The sequence below is a fragment of the Xenorhabdus littoralis genome, from assembly GCF_033949345.1.
GTDB lineage: Bacteria > Pseudomonadota > Gammaproteobacteria > Enterobacterales > Enterobacteriaceae > Xenorhabdus > Xenorhabdus littoralis.
The window spans coordinates 18,702-39,599 of record NZ_VCDP01000048.1; the positions used below are offsets into that span (position 1 = coordinate 18,702).

At 44.1% G+C, this 20,898-nt stretch carries 21 protein-coding genes and 3 pseudogenes; 19 read left to right on the plus strand and 5 right to left on the minus strand.

Annotated features, from left to right (window positions below; translation table 11 throughout):
- Positions 1–94: 94 nt before the first annotated feature.
- The 6 genes and pseudogenes from FE394_RS12470 to FE394_RS12495 all read left to right on the plus strand — a co-directional run.
- A pseudogene (locus FE394_RS12470) lies at positions 95–1,236 on the plus strand (IS3 family transposase); the annotation flags it as partial.
- A gap of 419 nt (positions 1,237–1,655) precedes the next feature.
- Entirely contained in the window at positions 1,656–2,663 is a 1,008-nt protein-coding gene (locus tag FE394_RS12475) for an amino acid--tRNA ligase-related protein (protein ID WP_319926703.1), read from the plus strand.
- Between the two features lie 42 nt (positions 2,664–2,705).
- A complete protein-coding gene (locus FE394_RS12480; protein WP_319926704.1) occupies positions 2,706–3,644 on the plus strand; it encodes a TauD/TfdA family dioxygenase in 939 nt (312 codons plus the stop codon).
- A complete protein-coding gene (locus FE394_RS12485; protein ID WP_319926705.1) occupies positions 3,641–4,879 on the plus strand; it encodes an ATP-grasp domain-containing protein in 1,239 nt (412 codons plus the stop codon). Before FE394_RS12480 ends, FE394_RS12485 begins: the two co-directional genes overlap by 4 nt.
- Positions 4,860–6,077 (plus strand): MFS transporter, encoded by a 1,218-nt coding sequence (locus FE394_RS12490; protein ID WP_319926706.1) that lies wholly within the window; start codon positions 4,860–4,862, stop codon positions 6,075–6,077. The genes FE394_RS12485 and FE394_RS12490 overlap by 20 nt, the downstream gene beginning before the upstream one ends.
- Complete coding sequence (locus FE394_RS12495) at positions 6,077–6,796, plus strand: aspartate/glutamate racemase family protein (protein WP_319926707.1); 720 nt, start codon at positions 6,077–6,079, stop codon at positions 6,794–6,796. The genes FE394_RS12490 and FE394_RS12495 overlap by 1 nt, the downstream gene beginning before the upstream one ends.
- A gap of 88 nt (positions 6,797–6,884) precedes the next feature.
- On the opposite strand, the gene FE394_RS12500 is transcribed toward FE394_RS12495, so the two are convergent.
- From FE394_RS12500 to FE394_RS12520, 5 genes are all read right to left on the minus strand, one after another.
- Entirely contained in the window at positions 6,885–8,111 is a 1,227-nt protein-coding gene (locus tag FE394_RS12500) for an MFS transporter (RefSeq protein ID WP_319926708.1), read from the minus strand.
- 5 nt (positions 8,112–8,116) lie between these two features.
- Entirely contained in the window at positions 8,117–8,842 is a 726-nt protein-coding gene (locus FE394_RS12505) for a 2OG-Fe dioxygenase family protein (protein ID WP_319926709.1), read from the minus strand.
- Between the two features lie 12 nt (positions 8,843–8,854).
- Complete coding sequence (locus tag FE394_RS12510; RefSeq protein ID WP_319926723.1) at positions 8,855–9,802, minus strand: ATP-grasp domain-containing protein; 948 nt, start codon at positions 9,800–9,802, stop codon at positions 8,855–8,857.
- On the minus strand, positions 9,730–10,215 hold the full coding sequence (locus FE394_RS12515; protein WP_319926710.1) for a hypothetical protein: 486 nt from the start codon (positions 10,213–10,215) through the stop codon (positions 9,730–9,732). Before FE394_RS12515 ends, FE394_RS12510 begins: the two co-directional genes overlap by 73 nt.
- Before the next feature lie 67 nt (positions 10,216–10,282).
- A complete protein-coding gene (locus FE394_RS12520; protein ID WP_319926711.1) occupies positions 10,283–11,452 on the minus strand; it encodes a KamA family radical SAM protein in 1,170 nt (389 codons plus the stop codon).
- Between the two features lie 452 nt (positions 11,453–11,904).
- Between FE394_RS12520 and FE394_RS12525 the strand changes: the two are divergent.
- The 13 genes and pseudogenes from FE394_RS12525 to FE394_RS12580 form a co-directional block, all read left to right on the plus strand.
- A pseudogene (locus FE394_RS12525) lies at positions 11,905–12,030 on the plus strand (transposase); the annotation flags it as partial.
- Positions 12,031–12,110: 80 nt separating this feature from the next.
- Positions 12,111–12,209, plus strand: a pseudogene (locus FE394_RS19945) (IS30 family transposase); the annotation flags it as partial.
- Positions 12,210–12,382: 173 nt separating this feature from the next.
- Positions 12,383–13,084, plus strand: coding sequence for an IS30 family transposase (locus FE394_RS12530; protein WP_474068173.1), 702 nt, complete (start codon positions 12,383–12,385; stop codon positions 13,082–13,084).
- Between the two features lie 326 nt (positions 13,085–13,410).
- Positions 13,411–13,644, plus strand: a complete 234-nt coding sequence (locus tag FE394_RS12535) for a hypothetical protein (RefSeq protein WP_319926713.1) — start codon at positions 13,411–13,413, stop codon at positions 13,642–13,644.
- Between the two features lie 464 nt (positions 13,645–14,108).
- Entirely contained in the window at positions 14,109–14,558 is a 450-nt protein-coding gene (locus tag FE394_RS12540) for an antirestriction protein (protein ID WP_319926714.1), read from the plus strand.
- Positions 14,548–15,000: an antirestriction protein gene (locus FE394_RS12545; protein ID WP_319926715.1), complete on the plus strand. Its 453-nt coding sequence runs from the start codon at positions 14,548–14,550 to the stop codon at positions 14,998–15,000. The genes FE394_RS12540 and FE394_RS12545 overlap by 11 nt, the downstream gene beginning before the upstream one ends.
- A 130-nt stretch (positions 15,001–15,130) precedes the next feature.
- On the plus strand, positions 15,131–15,691 hold the full coding sequence (locus tag FE394_RS12550; RefSeq protein WP_319926716.1) for a hypothetical protein: 561 nt from the start codon (positions 15,131–15,133) through the stop codon (positions 15,689–15,691).
- Positions 15,688–15,984 carry a TA system toxin CbtA family protein gene (locus FE394_RS12555; protein WP_319926717.1) on the plus strand — a complete coding sequence of 99 codons (297 nt, stop codon included), beginning with the start codon at positions 15,688–15,690 and terminating at the stop codon, positions 15,982–15,984. The genes FE394_RS12550 and FE394_RS12555 overlap by 4 nt, the downstream gene beginning before the upstream one ends.
- 95 nt (positions 15,985–16,079) lie before the next feature.
- Positions 16,080–17,003, plus strand: a complete 924-nt coding sequence (locus tag FE394_RS12560; RefSeq protein ID WP_319926718.1) for a DUF1281 domain-containing protein — start codon at positions 16,080–16,082, stop codon at positions 17,001–17,003.
- Positions 17,004–17,120: 117 nt separating this feature from the next.
- A complete protein-coding gene (locus FE394_RS12565) occupies positions 17,121–17,807 on the plus strand; it encodes an N-6 DNA methylase (RefSeq protein WP_319926719.1) in 687 nt (228 codons plus the stop codon).
- A gap of 217 nt (positions 17,808–18,024) precedes the next feature.
- Positions 18,025–18,918, plus strand: a complete 894-nt coding sequence (locus FE394_RS12570) for a TraI domain-containing protein (protein WP_319926720.1) — start codon at positions 18,025–18,027, stop codon at positions 18,916–18,918.
- Positions 18,919–19,128: 210 nt separating this feature from the next.
- A complete protein-coding gene (locus FE394_RS12575; RefSeq protein WP_319926721.1) occupies positions 19,129–20,145 on the plus strand; it encodes a tyrosine-type recombinase/integrase in 1,017 nt (338 codons plus the stop codon).
- A 448-nt stretch (positions 20,146–20,593) separates the two neighbouring features.
- Positions 20,594–20,898, plus strand: a 305-nt coding sequence (locus FE394_RS12580) for a ParA family protein (RefSeq protein WP_319926722.1), incomplete at its 3' end; no start/stop codon positions are given.

A 20,898-nucleotide genomic window follows, 5' to 3' on the forward strand; every position in this document is an offset into this window, starting at 1 on the left:
TGTACTTATTGTGTTAATCCAGCCATTCTGTTGTGCTTTAATAAATTCGGACACTTTGGTAAAGGAATAGAATGACGTTAACTCAGGTGTCTTTATGAAACGAAAATCACCCCAAAAATTTACCGATGACTTTAAAAAAGAAGCCGTCAATTTGATTGTTGAACAGCACTATACGGTTCCCCAGGCGGCTGACGCGTTAGGGATCCCCAAAAAGCTGCTGTATACGTGGCGCAAACAGGCCGTCGAGCAGGCTCAACCCGGTGCCTTAACGTCCGAGGAGCGCCAGGAGTTATTGCAGCTTCGTAAAGAAAACAAACAACTGAAAATGGAGAAAGAAATTTTAAAAAAGGCGAGCGCCTTCTTTGCGAGAGAACTGCTGTAAGGTGTTGGTTCATTAAAGAGCAGGCCGACCACTACCCCATCCGGCAATTATGCCGGGTGATGAACGTCAGTCGGTCGACATTTTATGCCTGGCAAGCCAAACCGGTGCCGTTAGTCTCAGCAGCGCAACACGCGTTAAATCAGCAGGCCACGGCGCTCTTTAAAGAAAGCCGGGAAAGCCTGGGGTATCGGATGTTGGCAAAGCAATTACGCAAAGAAGGCTTCACTATCAGTGACTACCGAACCCGGAAGTTGATGAAACAACTGGGCTTATCCGTTAAGCAACGTCAACGCTATCGGGCACCGCGCAAAGGGAAAGTGCAGTCAACGGCGTGTAACCTGCTGAACCGGAATTTTAATCCGCTGGCGCCGAATGAGGTGTGGGCCGGGGACATCACGTATTTAAAAACCTCGGAGGGCTGGCTCTATCTGGCGATAGTGATGGATTTATATTCCCGCCGGATAGTGGGCTGGCAGATGTCGACAGAAATAGATACGACACTGATTAGTGAAGCGTTGGCGAAAGCATACCACTTACGCCACCCGTCAAAAGGCTGTGTGTTTCACAGTGACAGAGGAAGCCAGTACACGAGCCAGCAATACCAGGACCTTCTCAGTCGCTACGAGATGAGAGCCAGTCAGGGGGATGTGGGCGCCTGCTGGGATAATGCCGTGGTTGAGCGTTTCTTTGGCAGCTTAAAACATGATTGGCTCTTCAAAGGCTATCATGAAAACCCGGCAGATATGAAACAGGATGTTCTGGATTATCTACATTATTACAATTTAACCCGATGGCACACGGCTAATAATGATTTAACTCCCGTGGAATATGAAATGGCCTTCAAAAAAGTGTCCGATTTTTCTTGGGCAGAACAGTCAAAACGTTGTGGGAAGGATGGCTCAGATTACAAGCCATCCTTGAAGGTTATGAGCTGGCACAGTCTATCGAACAAGACTTGTGATCAAGAGACAGCCGACTTTAGTCGGTGGTTGTTGAGTTTCCAATAGATATCATTTTTTTAATTAATTCCATAAATTAACCTTTCATTAAATTTTTACTTTTGCTTGTTTCTTCAAAAGTAAATTATTTTTTTTATTAACGTGTTTTCTTTTTTTGTTTTTTTTAATTATTTTGATTGTGTTAGTTTGTACTTCATAGGTTATGAGAAAAATGATTATTCAGTAAATTTTTTCTGGTTGTGAAGTTAGGGTTATATATTCAATGTGGAAAAGTAATTCTCTTAATTATTTATTGGTTTTTATATGGAGAGCAAATGTTTAAACCAACGTTAACTTATTTAGAAACTTATATTTGGAGTGGTAATGTCTTAAGTGGGCTGAGAAAGGCTGCGACAGAAAACAATTTTATAGAGATTTTGCCAGCTATTGCTTCATCTAGTTATGAACCTGGAGCAAGACATTCATTTGCTATTTTAGGAGATAAAGATCTTCCCGAAATGATTGCAGATGAATTAGGCAATGTACAGGTTAAAGGAAAAGAAAAATATTATCTTCCAGTCAGTCATGTTGTTGAAAAACAGATGTCACTTGAGTTTCTTGACAGAGTTTATTGTCTTGCACCTTGTTTGAGATTAGTAATGGACGGTGAAGAAAGTTCAGGAAAACATTTGTATAACTTTTTTCAATTTGAAATTGAATGGCGTACAAGCAGTATGGTAGATGTTTTCCAGCAAGGTGAAAAGATCCTTAAATCTCTTGCCCAGACAATTTTAGATAACCCAACAATCGAATTGTCGGAAATAGGATTGCGTAATGTCAAAGCGCTCGCTAAATCAAATTACCCAACCATTACCTTTTCTGAAGGGCATCGGCTCATCGGTAATTCACCAGATTTAAAAAGAGACTTCACACCTGAAGAAGATGAAAAGCTGACGAAACTTTTTGATATTCCATTCTGGATTTACGATTATCCGGAAGGTGTGCGTGATTCCATTTATCATCAGAATGAAAATGGCAGTTATGACACTTATGATTTGATGTTGCCATTCGGTTATGGGGAATTAACGACAGGTGGAATTCGTCCAAAAACAGCAAAAGAAATTATTGAGCAATCTAAGAAACTCGGTAAATCATATAGTATGACTTATGCAGAATGGAAAGATAAATCTCAGATTCAAACGGCAGGATTTGGAATTGGTTTAGAACGAATTATCCGATATATGAGTGGTTGTAATTCAATACTGGATATTGTGCAGTATCATGATCTGGGTCCAAATCGAACTATAAGTAAAGATTTCTTCAAGATGAAAGAAAATATCTAATAAATTATCTTCTGCAAGATCTGTATGAACAGGATAGAGAACATGCAAAATAGCAAAGTTCTGGGTGTTGATATGGTGAAAAGTGTCTTGACGATCCCAGTCGAGATCCAGAAATATTTTGAGAAATTACCTCAACATTATGATCTAAGATTAAATCATGAGATTCTTCGTCTGAGTATGGAAATTCGTGATTTGATCGATCCGCATAACATGATATCAGATGCTATCCGTAAAAAAGTTTCTGACAATGGTTATGTTATCATTTCAGGTTTTCCAATTGATGGTGACAAACCAGAAACGCCCATTCTTAAAATAAAAGAAAAACCAGCAGAGAAATTCATTACAGAAAAGATATTGATATATCTTTCTGCTTTACTCGGTAATCCTCATGCATATGAAGCTGAAAATGATGGCCAATTTATTCATGATTTGTATCCCATTAAAGGCAACGAGAGTGTTGCATCTGGGACAGGTTCAGAAATAGATTTGGAGTTTCATACTGAAATTGCATTTGATATCGATAAACCGGATTATCTGTTGTTAACCGCTGTAAGAAGTAGAGAAGAACAAAATGTTCCTACTACACTTGTGAATGTATCTTCTGTATTGGCCTGTTTATCAGAGTCAGAAATTAATCTACTTCAAGGTAATCACTATTTTATTCGAGCACCTTATTCTTTTTCAGGTGGTGATGACGTTTATTATCTCAGGGCACTTGTAAATTCTCATGGTAAGACAAGTTACTCTTTTAATTTTAATTCAGGAGTCATTCATTGTCGTACACAAGAAACGAAGAGGCTTTTTGAAAAAGTCAGGGAATTGTGCAACCAATATGCATTTGAAGCTTATTTGTCTCCTGGGACCGCATTAATTATTGATAATAATAAAATGCTTCATGGACGTTCATTGTTTAAACCAAAGTTTGATGGTAAAGATCGTTGGTTACAACGTATTTACGTTAAGAATAAGGACATAATATGAAAAAATATATTCTCGTAGTAGAAGCATCATTTCTGGGTGTTTCGTATATTTCTCAGGCTATCCATAATTTGGGTTATGAACCGATATTCCTCACGAATTATAGATCACAAGAAGGTGATGCATTAGTTCAACTTGCTCAAGAAAGAGCAATTTTTTGTGAAACAACAGACGTGGATGATATTAAACGGATAGTCAATTCTCTTGGGAGAGAGAATGTCGTAGGGTTGACAACGCTTTTGGATAGTAGGTTGGCTATTCTAGCGATGGTGAACAAGGAATTAGGCCTTCCGGGTGTATCAGATAGTGTTATTAATTTGAAGAATAAAGCTTACGTTAATGAACTCATTCCTGAGTATGTACCTCAATCCTTTTCTCTGGAATGGGGAGTCATTCCAGAAATAAAAATTAAAGATTTTATAAATACTTCGGCAGTAGAAAGATTCATCGCCAAGCCATGCCTGACAGCTGGGGCTATAGGTAATTTTACGTTTAGTTATTTTGAGCAACTTGAGCACGGGATTGAACAAGTATTGAATAAAATACCTGATTACCTTGAACCGAATAAATATGTTATTCAGGAGTTTTTCAGTGGTGAACTGGTCAGTATTGAAGGATATGTTTATAATAATAATACAGTGTTTATCGGTGCCACCAAGCGTATCAAATACGGTAATACAGAGACTAGTCATCAGTTCCCTTATCAGGATGAAATGGGTCATGATGTTTATGGAAAATGTAAGAACATTATTAAAATTCTGATTGAGCGCTCGGATTATGATTACGGCTTTTTCCATATTGAATTCATGAGAAATGGCAAAGAGGTGAAACTTATTGATGCCAATATGGGTAGGCCTGCCGGCGCTAATCTTACGGAGCTTATTGCGTTTTCTTATGGTCTTGATCCTGTGAAAATGTTCGAACATGCAATTAGTATTGCTGTTTTACAAGAACCCGTTATTGAAAAAGAATTTTTTACTGAAACACCTTGCCAAAATATGGCGGGTATTCTATACGGACTGAAAGAAAGCGCGAGGCTGCTCAGATTCGAGCTTCCGAATCCTAAATCTTCGCATCATCTGGCCGTTAATATGGGGATAGTTATTCCAGAGTTGGGGGAGAGTAATTGGTCTGGTATCGGGACTTTAACGGGTAAGCCAGAAGATGTGTTTGGAGATTTAGAAAACATTAAGCTGATTACTGATAAAGGTGAATGTGGTGCAGCAATTACCAAATGAAAAGATAAATAGCATGCTGGTCGGGGTTATTATTGTTTTACTGGTCTCAATGGGGCAGTTTAATAATACATTGTTTATTCCATCCTTACCTCACATGAGCGTACCTTTGGGAACCTCTGATTCTTTCCTGCAATTTTCAGTTACTCTGACCTTGCTTGCTTTTGGTTTTTCTCAGCTCATATATGGCCCTTTATCTGATTATTATGGTCGCCGCCCGGTGGTTTTAATCGGGTTAATCATATTTTTCCTGGGCAATGTTTTTTGCCTTTTTGCAACTTCTGGGGTTGTGTTTTTAATTGGAAAAATAATAACAGGGCTTGGCGTTGGCTGTGTAGGGCCTATCGCTCGTGCGGTTGCGCGCGATCTGTCTGATGGAAAAGCATTATTAAAATTGATGGGGATGTTGGTCATGTTTATGTCAATTACCCCAGCAATATCCCCAATGCTTGGCGGTGCTATTCAGGGATATCTTGGATGGCGAATGAACTTCATTATATTATCTGTTGTTGCATTTTTCTTTATCGTATTTATATATTATTCATTGCCTGAAACTAATGAACACAGAGGTTCTGAAAGTAATATTTTCAATTTTTCCAAGGTATTTGTAAATTACCGTGATTTACTTTTACATGGTGAATTTTTGAGAATGGCGCTTTTTAATATGTTTGGTTTTGCAGCTGAACTCGTATTTTTATTATCTTCTTCTTATATACTTCAAGAGCATTTTAATCTTCCACCCCAGCAATTTGGCCTGATTCCATTAGCTATTGTTCCTTGTGTCATGATAGGTAATTTTATCGTCACTAAATTATCTTCCTATTTGGAAGTCAATGTTATTTGTACTATTGGAATTTTACTTATATTAGTTGGCTCCTTATTGATGTTTCTCTTTAGCCAGTTTATGCCATCGGCAATTTATTCTTTCATCGTACCAATGATGATAGTGGCGCTAGGAGAAGGCATAGTTACTCCCAGTTCTACAGCCAGATGCATGGACTTATATGGTAAGAAAGCCGGTTATGCAGGTGCGGCTGTTGGGGCAATAGCCATGGTGGGAGCGGGGGTTGTGATAGGTATTTCGTTAATAAATCCCCTTCATAGTTTATTTAATATTTCTGTTGCTCTTTTAGTAATCTCTTTTATTCTGTTAGCACTGTGTTTGGCTAATTGGATTTGTCAAAAGAGAGAGATAACATAATGCCTTGTTCGATTGGTGTACTTGCTGGTATGGGGCCAAGATCTACCGTGCCTTTTGTGGATATGCTCGTGGACGCTTCTCAAGCTCTGTATGGTGCAAAGTACGATATGGATTTTCCTAAAATGCATATACTCTCTTTGCCTACCCCTTTTTATCCGGGGCAAGACATTGATGATACCCAAATGGTACAGGCACTACAGAGTGGTATTGCAGACTTGGTTAGAGCTGAAGTCGATCTGATTGTGGTTCCATGTAATCTTGTCCATCGGTATTACTCTTATATGGAACAAGCCAGCGCTGGTATACCCGTCCTACATATCGCTGATAGCGCCCTAAGAAAAATCCCTTCTGATTATACCAACGTCGCAGTTATCGGCACAGAGCCCACAATTGACGCAGGGTTTTATCAGGAACGTATTCGTGCGGCAGGAAAAGAACCTGTTTCATCTACAGAGTTGCGGAGCCGAACAACAGAGCTGATTACCCTAATTAAAGCAAAAGGATTTGGCGATAAGGAGGTGATTATGGCTTGGAACTCAGTATTGTCATGTGTGGAGGCTTTAAAAGCGGATGTATTACTTTTAGCTTGTACAGATATCAGTCCTCTTATAAAGAGCGGCGGGATTGATCGACCATTGAATATTGTGGACGCCGCATCAAGTTTAGCCGAAGAGGCTATTCATGCATTTTATAAAGTTAAATCTACAGCTAAATTATAAATCTACACCAAAATAATAAATGTGCGTTGTACATCAGACAAATCAGCACCGCAGAATGATACTTTCATGCGGTGCTGATTATTAAATTTTACACTTTACTTGCAATAACACGTCTTACCCAAAGCAAGACCAATACTAATATCGTTAGTGGCAAGCCATGGAATATCAGAATGACGATAGAAGGTGGCAGCCAGACGTAAAACGGGGCAACAAGTAGCATACCAATCCCAAATCCGGTCATTTGCAACAATGTCAGAAAACTGAAAATGGGCAATCGTAAATTCTCCAGTTCGCTTTGTGCTCGTGAAATAAGGCTGACTTCTGCAATCCCATCCCCGATCCCTGCCAAAATGGCAAACAGCAGCAGCCAGAACAGGCTGCTTTGTTGAAAGGTCAGGATGAATCCGGTCGACATCAGAGCGACCCCAATAAAGAATAGTTTCTCCATTTTCAGTAGTTCGCGGCGGCGGAGTAAATAATTGCCCAGCCGCGCACCACTGAATTTTCCTACCGCCCATGTTGCCAGCAGTAATCCCATAGTGGTACTGGCATTATCCGGCGTAAGGAGTTTAGAGATAATGGGGAAACCCACGTTATGCGCAGCGCTGCCCAGTGTGTCAGCTAGACTGAGAAAGAGCATTCCGGCCAGCATCGGGGCGCTACGCAAACCGAGGCGCAATTCACGCCATTCATTACCCAATCCTCTTGATGCTTTTTGTTCCGGTAAGGAAATAAAACGCAGAGGTATAATCAGGATTGCAGCCAGCAAGTAAGTCATGATGTTAATGCAGAAAACCATTTCATAACCGCTGGTTGCAACCAAAAGCCCTGAGACAAGACTGCCACATACCGCCCCCGTTGCAGCAACGGAGGTAAGCCAAGAGTTTGTAGATATACGCTGGGAAGTATGTACCCAATATGGCAATTGACTGTTAAGCCCAATGGCAAACATAGAGTTGCCTAAGCCAATGCCAAAGGCGATCATCGGTAAGATCAGTAATTGTTGTGAGACTGGGATCACCAATAGCAGGGACAATACAATGATGCGTACGAGATCAAAAAAGACCAACGGCCATCTTCCTGTAAATCTCCTGAAAAATGGGGTTCCGATCAGGCTGGCGATGAGACCACCCGCAACACGGCAGGCAAGAAAAATACTGACGTGCATGACGCTGTTACTGAGTAAATACACATAAGTGGAGAGTGCCACCATATTCAGAAATGCGCCAAAATCGGAGACAAATCGGGCATTGACGATAAGAAAGGTATTAAGACCGGACCAACGCAAATTCAAACTTTTTCCCTGGCTTGACATTATTATTAGCTCTTTTGTTGTTCAGGAAGTTGCCGGAAGGTCACTAGCAAGAGATCCCGAAATGCTGCGTTTGTTGGAGATAATTGACGAACACTGCTTGCCCGATGATAAAGTTGTTTATCATTTATTGCCAGAGTCTCAAGGAAGTTCTCCATTGCGGTGTGTAACAAGGGTAGCGCTTCATGTTCTGTTGCGTGAACTTCGGAAATTACCGGTTCGGTATTATGACTTTGGATAAAGTGCATAAAGATCCAATCTTGGCCGTCCTGATGAATTCCGGAAGTTGTAGGGCTTTCTTTGCCAGACTGCGCTTTGACACGGAATTGGTGAATATCAATCGCATAGTGGTGCTCCTTAGTTAACTTTTCACCTAAAATTGCAATGTCAGTTGCGAGTATGTCCTGCATGACTGGGTTAGTGATGAATTCCTCATTTGCATAACTGAGTTGGTTAGTGTCCTGTTTATATTCAATTTTATAGGTGATAGATGAGCGATATTCAGTATCACGATTTAACTCAAGCGGATTTTCTGCACCAGGATGATGATGATAGCGAAGGATGCGTCTTTCCCTATGGGTATAGTCCTTAAAGTTTTCATCCAACGCTAATCCATTCCAATGTGCTTTGAATGTGTTAATTGCCTCCGGAACATGGGAAATTAACTGATTGAAATGCGGGATATGGCAATAGTGTTCATTCATTAAATGCGCCGATATGTTTGTAATTTGCATAATTTGGCAGCCTTACGGAATGGGAACAATAATGGGTTTAACGTGTTCAATCATCTCTTGATACAGGGCATGAGCGTGGGATGTCCCCTCTACTTTTGCCCAGCATCTGAGTAAGTAATGTTCTTCAGTTTCTGCATTGATATTGCAGTCTGATGGTTGAGGAATGCATTCGAGCACATGGGGATTGTTTTGCATGTATTCGATGTTATTGATGCCTTGAAAATGCCCGCTCTTTTCCGGATACATGGCGAGCATTGAATAGTGTTGTTTGGCTGTGATGGCGCGTTGTTGTGCCAGACTAATCTGTGTATCAATGTCATCCTCTTGCAAGAGGATGGAAAGATATAGCTGATAGGGATCTAAACCGGCAATATCACGGAAGGCTGAATTAACAAATAACCCACCAAGTCGCGGATTGATTTCAATAACAACCGGCCTATTGCTGGTCATCCGGAATTCAAGATGAGCAATGGCATAGTTCAGGCCAACCGCTTTTATACAAGCAATGGCATAATCCCTGATTTGTTCTTGTTCTGAGTGAGAAAACGATACTGGTGGGCATATAAGGAGATTTTCCAGCACAGTATTTTCTTTTTCAGTCAGAACCAATTTCTCATTGATCAATACCGGATGTACTTCATGTTGGCTCATGACGCACTCAACAGTGCCTTCTATGCCATCAAGGTATTCTTCCAATAGCAGGCTTTTTCCCGGATGATTGGTATATTCATTATTCCCAGAGGTAAAACGAGTTTGTTCCTCTCCTAAAAAATCAACTAAAGTAGAATGTAAATATTGAGTTGTAAATGTCTGGTAATGGGCTTGTAATTCAGGCCAGTCATTGCATTTTTTTATAAAGGCTGAACATGCGCCAAAAGGTGGCTTTGCTATAACAGGATAACCAATCTCTCTGGCTTGTGAAAATAGTTCCTCTTCGTTACTGCATAAAGCGTAGCGTATTGATCTAACCTTTTTTTTTGTAGCGTCTTACGCATTAAGAACTTGTTATTACAAGTCGTAATTGAAGTTGGAGATGTGTGAGGGAGTTTTAATTGTTGGCATACCTTGGCAACGATACAACCAATTTGACCATTGGAGGATGCATGGCCTGCATGGCAGAAAATAGCTAGCAAAATGTACTCTTGTTGCAGTGTAATGAGGAACTCCTGTAAAGCTTCTTGCGTTAGTGATTCTAGATAGAAAACTGCGTCGCTATCAGCTAAAAGGCGTTCTGTATGTTGGCGTCCTCGGAGGGCAACGGTTAGGCAGTTCATGCCCATCTGTTTTGCTGCGATGAAGTGAGCTTCTCGATAGTTATAATGGGGAATTTTGGCATCATCGATATCAACAAACAAAATTGCATTTGGTTTCATTGGGGACTCTTAAAATAAATAAACTTGAGAATTGATTGAGTAACAGGCTCAGAAGATCAGGATTAACTTAGTTATCCAACCATTCACATTGTTCGTTTTGCCAATTAATAAAGCGGTAGTAACGCTTGCCATTGATGGTTTCGAAATAAGGCATCTCTTCTTGATTCGTAAATAAAGGCACGGTGAATTTGCCTTTCATATGCGGCAGTACATATTCCGGTAAGGCAATATTGGAAACGCGACGTTTGAGCTTGCTCATAATGGCAATAGCATCATTGATTGAAGCTTTGTATTCCGAAGAGCCGGGAGAGAAAGGCATGAAGTGGTAGAGATAGTAGGGTTTCACGCCCATACGATACAGATTGATAAACAGTTTATGGAGCGTTTCTTGATCGTCATTAATGCCCCGCAGGAATGGCATATTGGAAAAAACAATCGGTACGACACTTTGGATGCGACGCACGGCAGCTTGGAATTCTTGACTTAGCTCAAGGGGGTGGCAGACATGAACACCAAAAGCATTGACGTGATGTTTTTTCAAGGTTTCGATGAGGGCGTCGGTAATGCGGTAAGGGTTGAATGTCAAGGCTCTGGAATGAACTCGGATCAGTAGATCTTCTCTGATTTCCCGAATGGCGGCCAGAGATTCATCCAGCTTATTATCGGTCAGCATCAAGGGATCGCCTCCGCTGAGTATGACTTCTTCCACTGAGGGCGTATTTTTAATGTAGTCAAGGGATTGCTGAAAGGAACTGCGGCCTGCATTCGATTTATCTGAGTCAACTTTCAATGTCCGCAGGGCTTCAAAACAGAACTGACAGTAGGAGTTACAGGCATTCACCATCCGCAAAATGACTCGGTTGTCATATTTATGCTGGCAAATGGGCGTCTTCATTTCATCATTGAGTTCCCAGTTTTCAGATTCGCCGTCATAACCATAGAGTTCTTCTTCAGTCCAGAATGGAACAACCTGCCGCCAAAGTGGGTTCGTTGTAATATCCCCAGATTGGCTGGTGGCGAGAATTCTGCTGAGATAGTAGGGCGTGATTTGCATTTTCTGGCCCTGTAAATTCTGCTGAATACGTTGGGTTATTTCATCATCCCATCCACCACAAGCGATACGTAAAGACTCCTCATCACGTAATGCATTTTTTTGCTGCCAACGCCAGTCAGTCCAACTTTTATTAAATTCAGGAAGTAATTGCTGAGAATGGGGAACGACATGGATATTACTCATTATTGCTCCTTAATAATTATTAATTGTATTTAATGTTTTTTATTACTTTGAGTATGGAGGAGTATACTTGGTTATTAATCATAACCTGTTATCATTACGATTACTTTTAGTCAAATTAATGTGGTTAATTTGAGATGTAATATCAAAATTTAAAATTTAGAAGTATTAAAAATTAATAGTAAACATTAGTTTTTTGATGGCTTTATCGGGTGGTATTGATATCAAACAAGATATTAGGAATGGAATAATTTGAGGGGGGAAATAAGTAGGAACCTCTAAAAACTTTTCATAGTCGCCTAACTGAGCAAAATACAAACAGAACACATCTCTGTAAGGTAACGCCATCATGATCCTACCTCGTTCTGCTTTGAAAAAAGACAAATTGGCGGCCGAATATTATCGCCAGAAAATAGATGAGTTAGGTGTATTGACTCAAACTTGACCCGACACATCGGATCCGATTCGTTTATACCCCCAAACACGCTTCCTGGTTAAATCAAATTGAATGTTGGTTCAGTCTGGTCTCCCGACATTTGCTCAGGCGGCTTTCTGTCAGCAGCGCTGAGTTAACATATTAAGTGCAATCGGCGGGATATTAAAAGGCGGGAGTCAACTGTGATACATTTCATGGCTCTCACACCTGAAATCATAGCCTGATATGCATAAACAAACCCGACAGTACCGACAGTTGACTCCCGAGCAAAGATATCAGCTTCAAGCCCTGTATAACAAGGGTTTTCCACAATATCAGATCGCTGAATCGCTGGGTGTACATGCCAGCACCGTTTCACGTGAACTGAAACGGAATGCAAACAATCAGCAATATTGTGCTAAGTCAGCAGAAATATTGAAGAATAACCGAAAAAGACCGCGTTTAAGTTTAAAAAACATCATCTTAGATATGAAAATATCTTGTCTGAGGGATTATCAATGGGTTGCTCGCCAGAAAATATTCACTACCGAATGCGTTTGGAATGTCCGGAAATTGTCCTTAGCCACAGCACGCTTTATCGGCGTATTCGTGAAGATCGTGACGCAGGGGGTTCGCTTTACAAGCAGTTGCCTCGCTTTGGAAAAACACGCTGGAAAGGGGGGAAGCGTCAGGCTGGCCAGAGCCCCATCCCGAATCGGGTGGACATCAGTCAACGTCCTGCTATTGCGGACAAACGTGCGCGTACCGGCGATTTTGAAGGGGATACGATATACGGTCAGAATGCTTATCTGGTCACATTGGTTGATCGAAAAAGCCGATTATTGTTAATGGCAAAAACACCGGATAAAAAGGCAGAAACGGTCTCTAATGTCATGAGTACCTTGTTAAATCGTGTTTCGTCGGTTCATACTATTACACTGGATAATGGTGGCGAATTCGCCCGACATGAAAAGGTCAGTCAATCAACGAAGGCGCAAATCTACTTTGCCCGGCCTTATGCCAGTTATCAGCGAGGAACGAATGAAAATACCCATGGTTTAATTCGTCGCCAATGGCCTAAAGGAACAGTTTTTGGTTCACTCACAGAGCAAGATGTCAGTGAATTGGAATTAAGATTAAACATGACACCAAGAAAGGTTTTAAAGGGATTAACCCCCATTGAAGCCTATACAGGGCGCACATTGCACTTATTGTGTTAATCCAGCATTTTCGATGAGCTGTTGTTCCCAAAGGGGAATAAATTTTTGGCAAAAATCATCGATGCAGCAGAAAAGTTCTTCTAAAGTAGTCATAGCCTGAGAATCTCCACGATTTTGTTTTCTAAGAAAAAACTTTGATCGTGCCTCAGGCACTTAGTTCCTTTTTTCTTTCTTTTCTTAAACGAAGTTCAGGTTACTTAATATTAGCCTCATATACAGGACTAGTGCCCTATCCTGCAATGAATGTCTTTATTATTGTATTCCCACGGTAAAGCCAATTAAAAGGTTTGGCTAAGACTCGGTTGTAATATTGGATATATTTTAAAATGAGTGTCCGCGATATCTCTTTGCTGCTGACGGAAAGTCGTCTGAGCAAATATTGGGATAAGCGGATCAGTCTGTTTTTCGCTCTTAACCGACTGTCACACTCAATCGAATTTCACGACAGAATACCATCAGATCAAGGTGCAACTCATATAGAAAAGCTGCTTCCGATCTATGAAGACAATGGCAGTGGTTATTGTATTCAGCTGGATAAAATAAGTATGAATAGAAGGTAATTAGTGATGCGATAGAACCCCATAATATCAATCGGTTACCATTGAATCTGAGCGTCTTGAGTCTCTGGGGAACACTGCTGGGGGGCAGAAATTGTCTAAATTTTCTTAAGTAGAACAAGCTCCCCAGACTAACCCCAAAGCTCATTGTATTCCTAATATTATTTTTTATCTCAGAAAATGAATTCCCCATTGATCTTATGATGTTCCTTGATTAGCGTAGTCAGACTTAGTAATGATCCGGTCGCTTGTGAGGATCACCTTCGGGCAGCGACAGCAACACTCCTGTAGCCTGCAAGGGAGTACACACCCGTGTGGTACATCTGCGCCCCTTTGGAAGCAGATATCGTCAGTCTGATGATGAAGGTTGTTTAATCTTATCCATTATGGCCAGCCGGCCAGTCACCCAACGGGGAACACGTTTCCCATTGGGTCGGTGTTCTCCGTTGTTTTATTAGGAGAATACTGTGCAACAAAATACCTCTCCGGTCACGGATATCGTGCCCGCACCTGAACACTCCCCCTTTGCTGAGATTTTTCCGCACACCGGTTCGCTGGAGCTGATGCTGCTGGAGAACACGTTCATTAAAGCCGCCGCCGTGCTGTGTGACGATGACCGGTGTGACCGATGGCAGTACCGGAAAGTCTCAGACACCATCGCCTATATCGTGCCGATACGACCGGAACCCGCGGTGGTCAGGGTGGAGACAACGGACTTTAAAGGCGAGGTTTCTGCCGATGCTTTCGGACTGATGGTGACTCTGAGCGTGTTGGGGTATCTGACGACCCTGTTAAAGCTGGACGGATATGCTGAACGGTTTGGCGCCCTGCGGGAATATGCGCTGCAGCATCCTGAAACCCAATTTATCCGGGCGGCGTTGGGTCTGACAAATAAGGAAAAATGTGATGTCCGATAATGAACTGATTCTGCTGGACAGCGCAGCGCTTTCTGCCGTGTTTCCCGACAAAACCCAGCTGGAGCGGCTGTTTCTGGGATTCCTGCTGGCGAATATCGCGGCTGAATTAGGCGGGCATGATCGGCCTGAACAGTGGATTGGCCGACAGGTGTCTGGATCACTGGCCTATCTGGTGCCGACATGGGCAAAAACGTATGCCGTTTACCTGCCGGAGACGTCGCTGACGCTCACACTGTCCGCCGATGCTTTCGGGCTGGCAGTGACGGCGCTCCTGTTCGTCCATATCGCGGGACTGACTGAGTCGGATGAGATGGCCTATCGGTTCTGCGCCTTGCAGGAATATGCACAGCAGCACCCGGAAAGCGGTCTGATAACCACGGTGATGACACTGAGGCCCGGTGAGGCGGTTATCAGTCCGTCACAGCATGCTCACACAAAATAATCATCATTAACGTTATCCGCGCAGCAGGCGGTTAACCTTTTTATTCAGCGCCTGACCGGGGAAGCCAAAACACCTTCCCGGTATCGGGCGGGTGTTTTCTTTCATTGACATAAAATCGAGGAACAACACCATGAACCCCATTTTTTTACCGGCACCGGATGATACCAGTACCGCATACCATGAAGAACGGTTTACCGCTCAGGTCACCGGTCTGAGGCAACACCCGAAAGCACTACAGTCATTGCAGCCGGAAACCCTGATGATGTGCGAAGCCGCCACCGTCACGGAAGTGGTGCAGCGGCTGAAGGTGATCCATCTTCTGGGGGACTGGCTGGTGCCGGCGAGGTTATCTGCTCAGGTTTCGGGGATTTTTTTTCCGCTGACCGTCATGATTTTTGATTCACAGGACAGAAAAGTGCTCGGTGGCCGGTTTGATGACGGGATTATCTGGGCGCAGCCGGTCACCCTGACGTCAGAACGCCTGTCACTGGAACAGCAACAGCAGCGGTTATGTCAGGCAGCGATGCTTGAGCAGAGCTGGCAGAATACGCCGGCGGCGCGTGCGTTGTGGCACAAAGTGCATTTATTGTCACTGCATGGGGTTTCACCCGATTATCAGCAGTGCAGTGAAGTGCGGGATATTCTCCGGTATGGCGTCTCCGTCTGTGTCTTTTCTGAGGGGACGTTATGACCACGTTACGTTTAACCGTCTGGCAGGTGATTGCGGCTGCCTTGCTGAAACGGCATTTTGGCCTGAGCCTGACCGATACGGCCCTGTGTGAAACCGATACGGTGGCAGCACTGATAGACAGCGGTGTCCGGCCTTCAGAAGCCATTAACGAACTGGTGGATAAATACGACTTAACCCGGCTGAATACGCAGGTTATCCCGCGCAGTACGCCTTATCTGGATATCCACGATGAACTGACGGTGATTTTTGACAGCGGTCTGGCTGACAGGCTGTTCAGGCAAACCGACCCGTAATTCTTTTTTTTCAATCTACCCATCGGGGGAACCGCTTTCCCTGACGGGACGGTTCCGCCTGTTTATTTTTTATCATCTGAGTGAGGAACTTAACCATGGCAGAATGGTGCACCAATCAACTGGAAATCACCGGCAAATCCGTCTGTATCGATGTGATGCAACAGTGGGTCTGCGGGGAAGAAGTTCCCCGTTACCGCCAGGCGGTGCTACAAAGCCTGCGCCTGTTTCTGGCCGGCTGTGCAGGAATACTGAAACCCACCAAACCGCAGACGTATACGCCATATCCGGCGTTAGTGCGCGGCACGGCGGCCCCGACGGCGCAGCATCTGGCCTTTGAGCAGTGGCTGCTGTTGTTGCAGCATAATGTGTCGCTGAATACGGACAATATCAAACGCATTGATAACCTGTACCGGCAGTCCGGTCTTGGCCTGATGCAGTGGGACACTGTACCGGAAGCGGCGCGGGATGTTATCGCCCGTCTGCTGACCCGCCAGTATACCGACTGGTTTGGTCTGGTGGGCTGGTCGGAGACGCCCGATATCGGCGCCTGTTGGGATAAACTGAATGTGTATCCGCAGGCGGCGCAGCCCTGTGACATGCTGATGATTATGGCAACTAATCTGGCCACGGAAATCAGCGGCAGCAGTGGCTTACTGAAAGACATTCCCGCTACCGGACAGTTTTATGAGGAGCAGTACGGGCTGGAATGGCCGTTTGGCCACCATGTGCGCTGGGAGCGCCGGAATGTCAGCAGCTTAACCGTGCGTTTTGATTCCCCCTGGGTACCGCCTTCGGCGGAGTTGATGGGAGAGCTGTCTGCGGTGTTTGACTGTGAAATCCACCACTGGTACAGCGAAGCGTCAGGTCAATTCAAAGGCTACGACTGTTATGATCAGGGCGCGCATGTGGACAGCGGCCACGGGCAGTCAGGACGGGAAAACCGGCCGGCACTGTATCTGGTCGCCAGTGAACAGACGGAAACGGCACTGGCCCTGCCGGCTATCGCCGTCGGGCAGTAACCGGTTATATCACTGATTCATTTTATACGAACTGACTACGTCAACCGAAAGGGGAACTTGTTCCCTTTTCGGGGCGTGTTTTCCTTTTGTTTTTTTATTCTGTAAGGAAAATACGCAATGGCATCCCGAACCGACTATCAGAAAGAATTTATTTCGTTGTTTAAGCAAACAGCCCGTTATCAGACCCGCTATCAGGTCTTCCGGGATTTTTGTCACTGTGCCATGGCTGCGATCCACAATAAGCACTGTTTCAGTGAAGAGTTGGAGCAGTATTACCTGAAAACCATCAAGAAGTATGAACGGGCCGATGTTGACCGGGTTGTGCAGCTGTTTTCCCATGTGGTGCTCGGACTGGCGCAAGAGTCCGGTGATTTCCTCGGCAGTGTATTTATGCAGCTGGAATTGGGAGATAAAGCCCTTAACCAGTTCTTTACCCCCTGGGAAGTGGCCAGAATGATGGCGAAAATGCAGTTGCAGGATGTGTCAACACAATTGCAGCAGAAACCCTTTATCACATTCTACGAACCAGCCTGCGGAGCAGGCTGTATGACGTTGGCTGTTGCTGAAGAACTGAGAGAGCTGGGGCATGATCCGTTGTGCAGTCTGTGGGTCTACGCGATTGATATTGACCCGCTGGCGGCGGTGATGGCTTACATCCAGTTATCCCTGACCGGTATTCCGGCCGCCGTCACCATCGGCAATGCTCTGCATGATGACGGCAACAAACGGACGCGTTACACACCCGCGCATTATCTGGGTAACTGGTCTGCACGTTTACGGGCGGCGGAGCTTATCGCCGCCTGACCGTATTTTTCAACCACAGCGCCTTTCGGGGCGCTTTTTTTTTGTTTTTAAATGACGTTAATACAATGAGTTAGAGTGAAAGTTAAGCTGATTCAATAAGTCAATCTGTGAGTGAATCGAGTCAGATTAATTTTCATTTTCGTAAAAAGAGTTGTGCCTTGTTTCCGACTGGGATTCGCCGACACTGAGCCACATTTGAACCGAAAGAGGAAAAATAATGTTTCAGTGTTTTAAATCCCGTTTTACCCGTCGGAGCTTTCCGCAACCCAAATCGCGCCCACAGGAAGACGGTCGGTGCTATTTTCAACCCCAATCGGCTGATGAATTGTTAGCTACGCCCTTGCGCCGTCAATATCTTCAGCAATTATGGCAAAACAGTGCACTTCCTGACGGATTGTATCAGCGTTTTTATCTTGCACCAGTGAAGCAACTGCTGGGCAGTGTCCAGGAGGTACCGGCAACACCGGAGGGGAAATGGTCAGCGTTGGGGGGATTTGCTGACCTGACGCTGGCATTCACCACCTGTGCTGTGCGTTTGGCGAAAGGGCATATGTTGCCGCCGGGGGCAGCACCGGAAACCCAAGCTGCCCAGAGCCTACTGTGGCAGGCAGTGGTGTTCTGGGCCGCGTTGTTTTACCACCTGCCGTTGTTGCGGCAACTGGAAGGGGAGCTGGAAGACGGGCATCACTGGCAACCGGGAATCTGTGTGCCTGATAAACCTTTTCGTTTCCGTTTTCATCTCCCGGAAAACATACCGTTTGCCCCTCAGGAGGTGTTTCTGGCAGCCAGTCTGTTACCGGAAAAAGCAATGATGTGGCTGGTTTCCGTACCGGAAGTCTGGCACTGCCTGATGCAGCATCTTAATGGCCGCCCGTCCACTGTGCCGCTGATTGATGCGCTGCTTCAGGAAGCAGCCGGACAGGTTCATTCACCCTTGGATAAACAGGTTACTTCAGCTACCGAGACAGAAGCGGCTTTTTCTTCTGAAACCGGATCAGCAATTACCCCGGAAACAGCAGCTATCCTCCCCGTCGGTGAAATGAACCGTTCATCTCCGCCCATGACGGACGATACCCGGACACTGCTGTCATTATTTCAATCAAATGATTAATTTTGGGTATCAGTCTGACGGAAAAAATCACCATCATGATTTAAAACTGATCAAACGATCGGAATGGGAGACAGAAATATTGTCACTGATGGTTACCTAACATCATCATTTAAAAGAAAATAATTTAAAGGGTTATTTGTATTTTTGACACCGGCAAGGGTTCTATGAACAGGAACCCGATGAAGGTGTGATAACAGAGGGAAAAAGAAGATGTTGCACACAGCAGAAACGTTCAATTGGGAAGAGCTATTAGAAGAGTACTTTTTTTCACATATCCTGAGACCGGATACCGAGTGGAGTTACCGGAAGGTCGTACGGGGTTTTATACAATTTATGGGGGAAACAACTTCACCGGCGCAGGTGACTCACCGGGAGGTGCTCCGGTGGCGGCGTCATCTTCTGCTGGAGAAAAAACAGTCGAGCCATACCTGGAATAATAAGGTGGCTCACTTACGGGCAATCTTTAATTTTGGCATGAAACGAAAATTGCTGCCCCACACAGAGAATCCGTTTAATAACGCGGTGGTGAAAAAAGAGAAGAAAAAGAAGAAAATTCTGAGTGAATCGCAGGTAAACCGCATTAATTTGTTGATGGGGAAGTTCGCGGAGGAAGAACGGATCCAGACAACGCCGAAGGGAGGGCGTTGTGCTCTGTATCCGACCTGGTACTGGTCAACGGTGCTGGCGACTCTACGTTTTACGGGGATGCGCCAGAACCAGTTGTTGCACCTGCGGGTGCGGGATATCAATCTGGAAGGGAATTACATTGAACTGGGTCTGGCAGGCAGCAAGAATCACAGTGAATGGGAGATACCGATTGTCCATCCCCTTAAACCCCGGCTGACATACTTAATTGAACGGGCAACGGCTGCTGGGGCTGAAGCCAGTGATCCGGTTTTTGACCTTAGTCGGCTAAGTGTGCCACATCCAAGTCGGCTTTCCCGTTACAAATACGATATTAATAGAGAAAAACAACAGCTCCGATCTTTCTTCCGCCGGTTGTCCAGAGAATGTGATTTTGCTGTCTCTCCGCATCGGTTTCGCCATACCATGGCTTCAACGCTGATGAAATCGCCGGATCGCAATCTGCCGCTGGTGAAACGATTACTGGGGCATCGTAACGTTGCGACGACAATGGAGTACATAGATCTTGATATGGAAGTGACGGGAAAAGCATTAGAGCGGGAATTGGGGTTGTATACCGATCGTTCTGATGTGCATGAGTAAATGAATAAAACGGATTAAAAAAACAGGGCAGAACTCAGACAGGATTCAGGCGGTGGTTTGTGTGAACTGCCCTGCATCAATCTTGATGGTATAAAGTGAGTGTTGTTACCATACTGTATTTCGTGAAGTTTTCACCTTACTTGACATCAGAATCAATTACTGGAGTCATTACCCTCAACGAGAAAATGGCAGCTGTTAAAACAGCTACCCTGTATCTTGTCTTAAACACCACAATAGCGTGCAAATTGTCATTTAACACTTCATTAACTATTGTTTGTTTTTTGCGCTTTTGTCAGGAAATTTAACAACCTCGACAAACCCGCATTAAATCTTGGTGCCCGGACTCGGAATCGAACCAAGGACACGGGGATTTTCAATCCCCTGCCAGACTGATGAAAAATAAAACGTAATTTTTTGGCTTGCATATCTCACTAACTGAGTATGCAAAATGAGAATACTTCCTATTACTTCCCCCAAAGGGGGCGAAGGTAAATCGACCCATTCAGCCAATTTAGCCGGATTTCTTGCTGATGCTGGTTTACGTACTCTCCTGATTGATGCTGATTATTCCCAACCCACGTCCAGCAGTATTTTTACCCTGAGCTATGAAGCGCCTGCGGGTTTGTATGAATTGCTGATGCAGACCGCGGATCTGAATCAACCCGATCAGATCATCTCCCGCTCAACAATCAAGAACCTCGATATCATTGTCTCCAATGATCCGGATGAACTCCTGCCGACGGCAATGCTGCA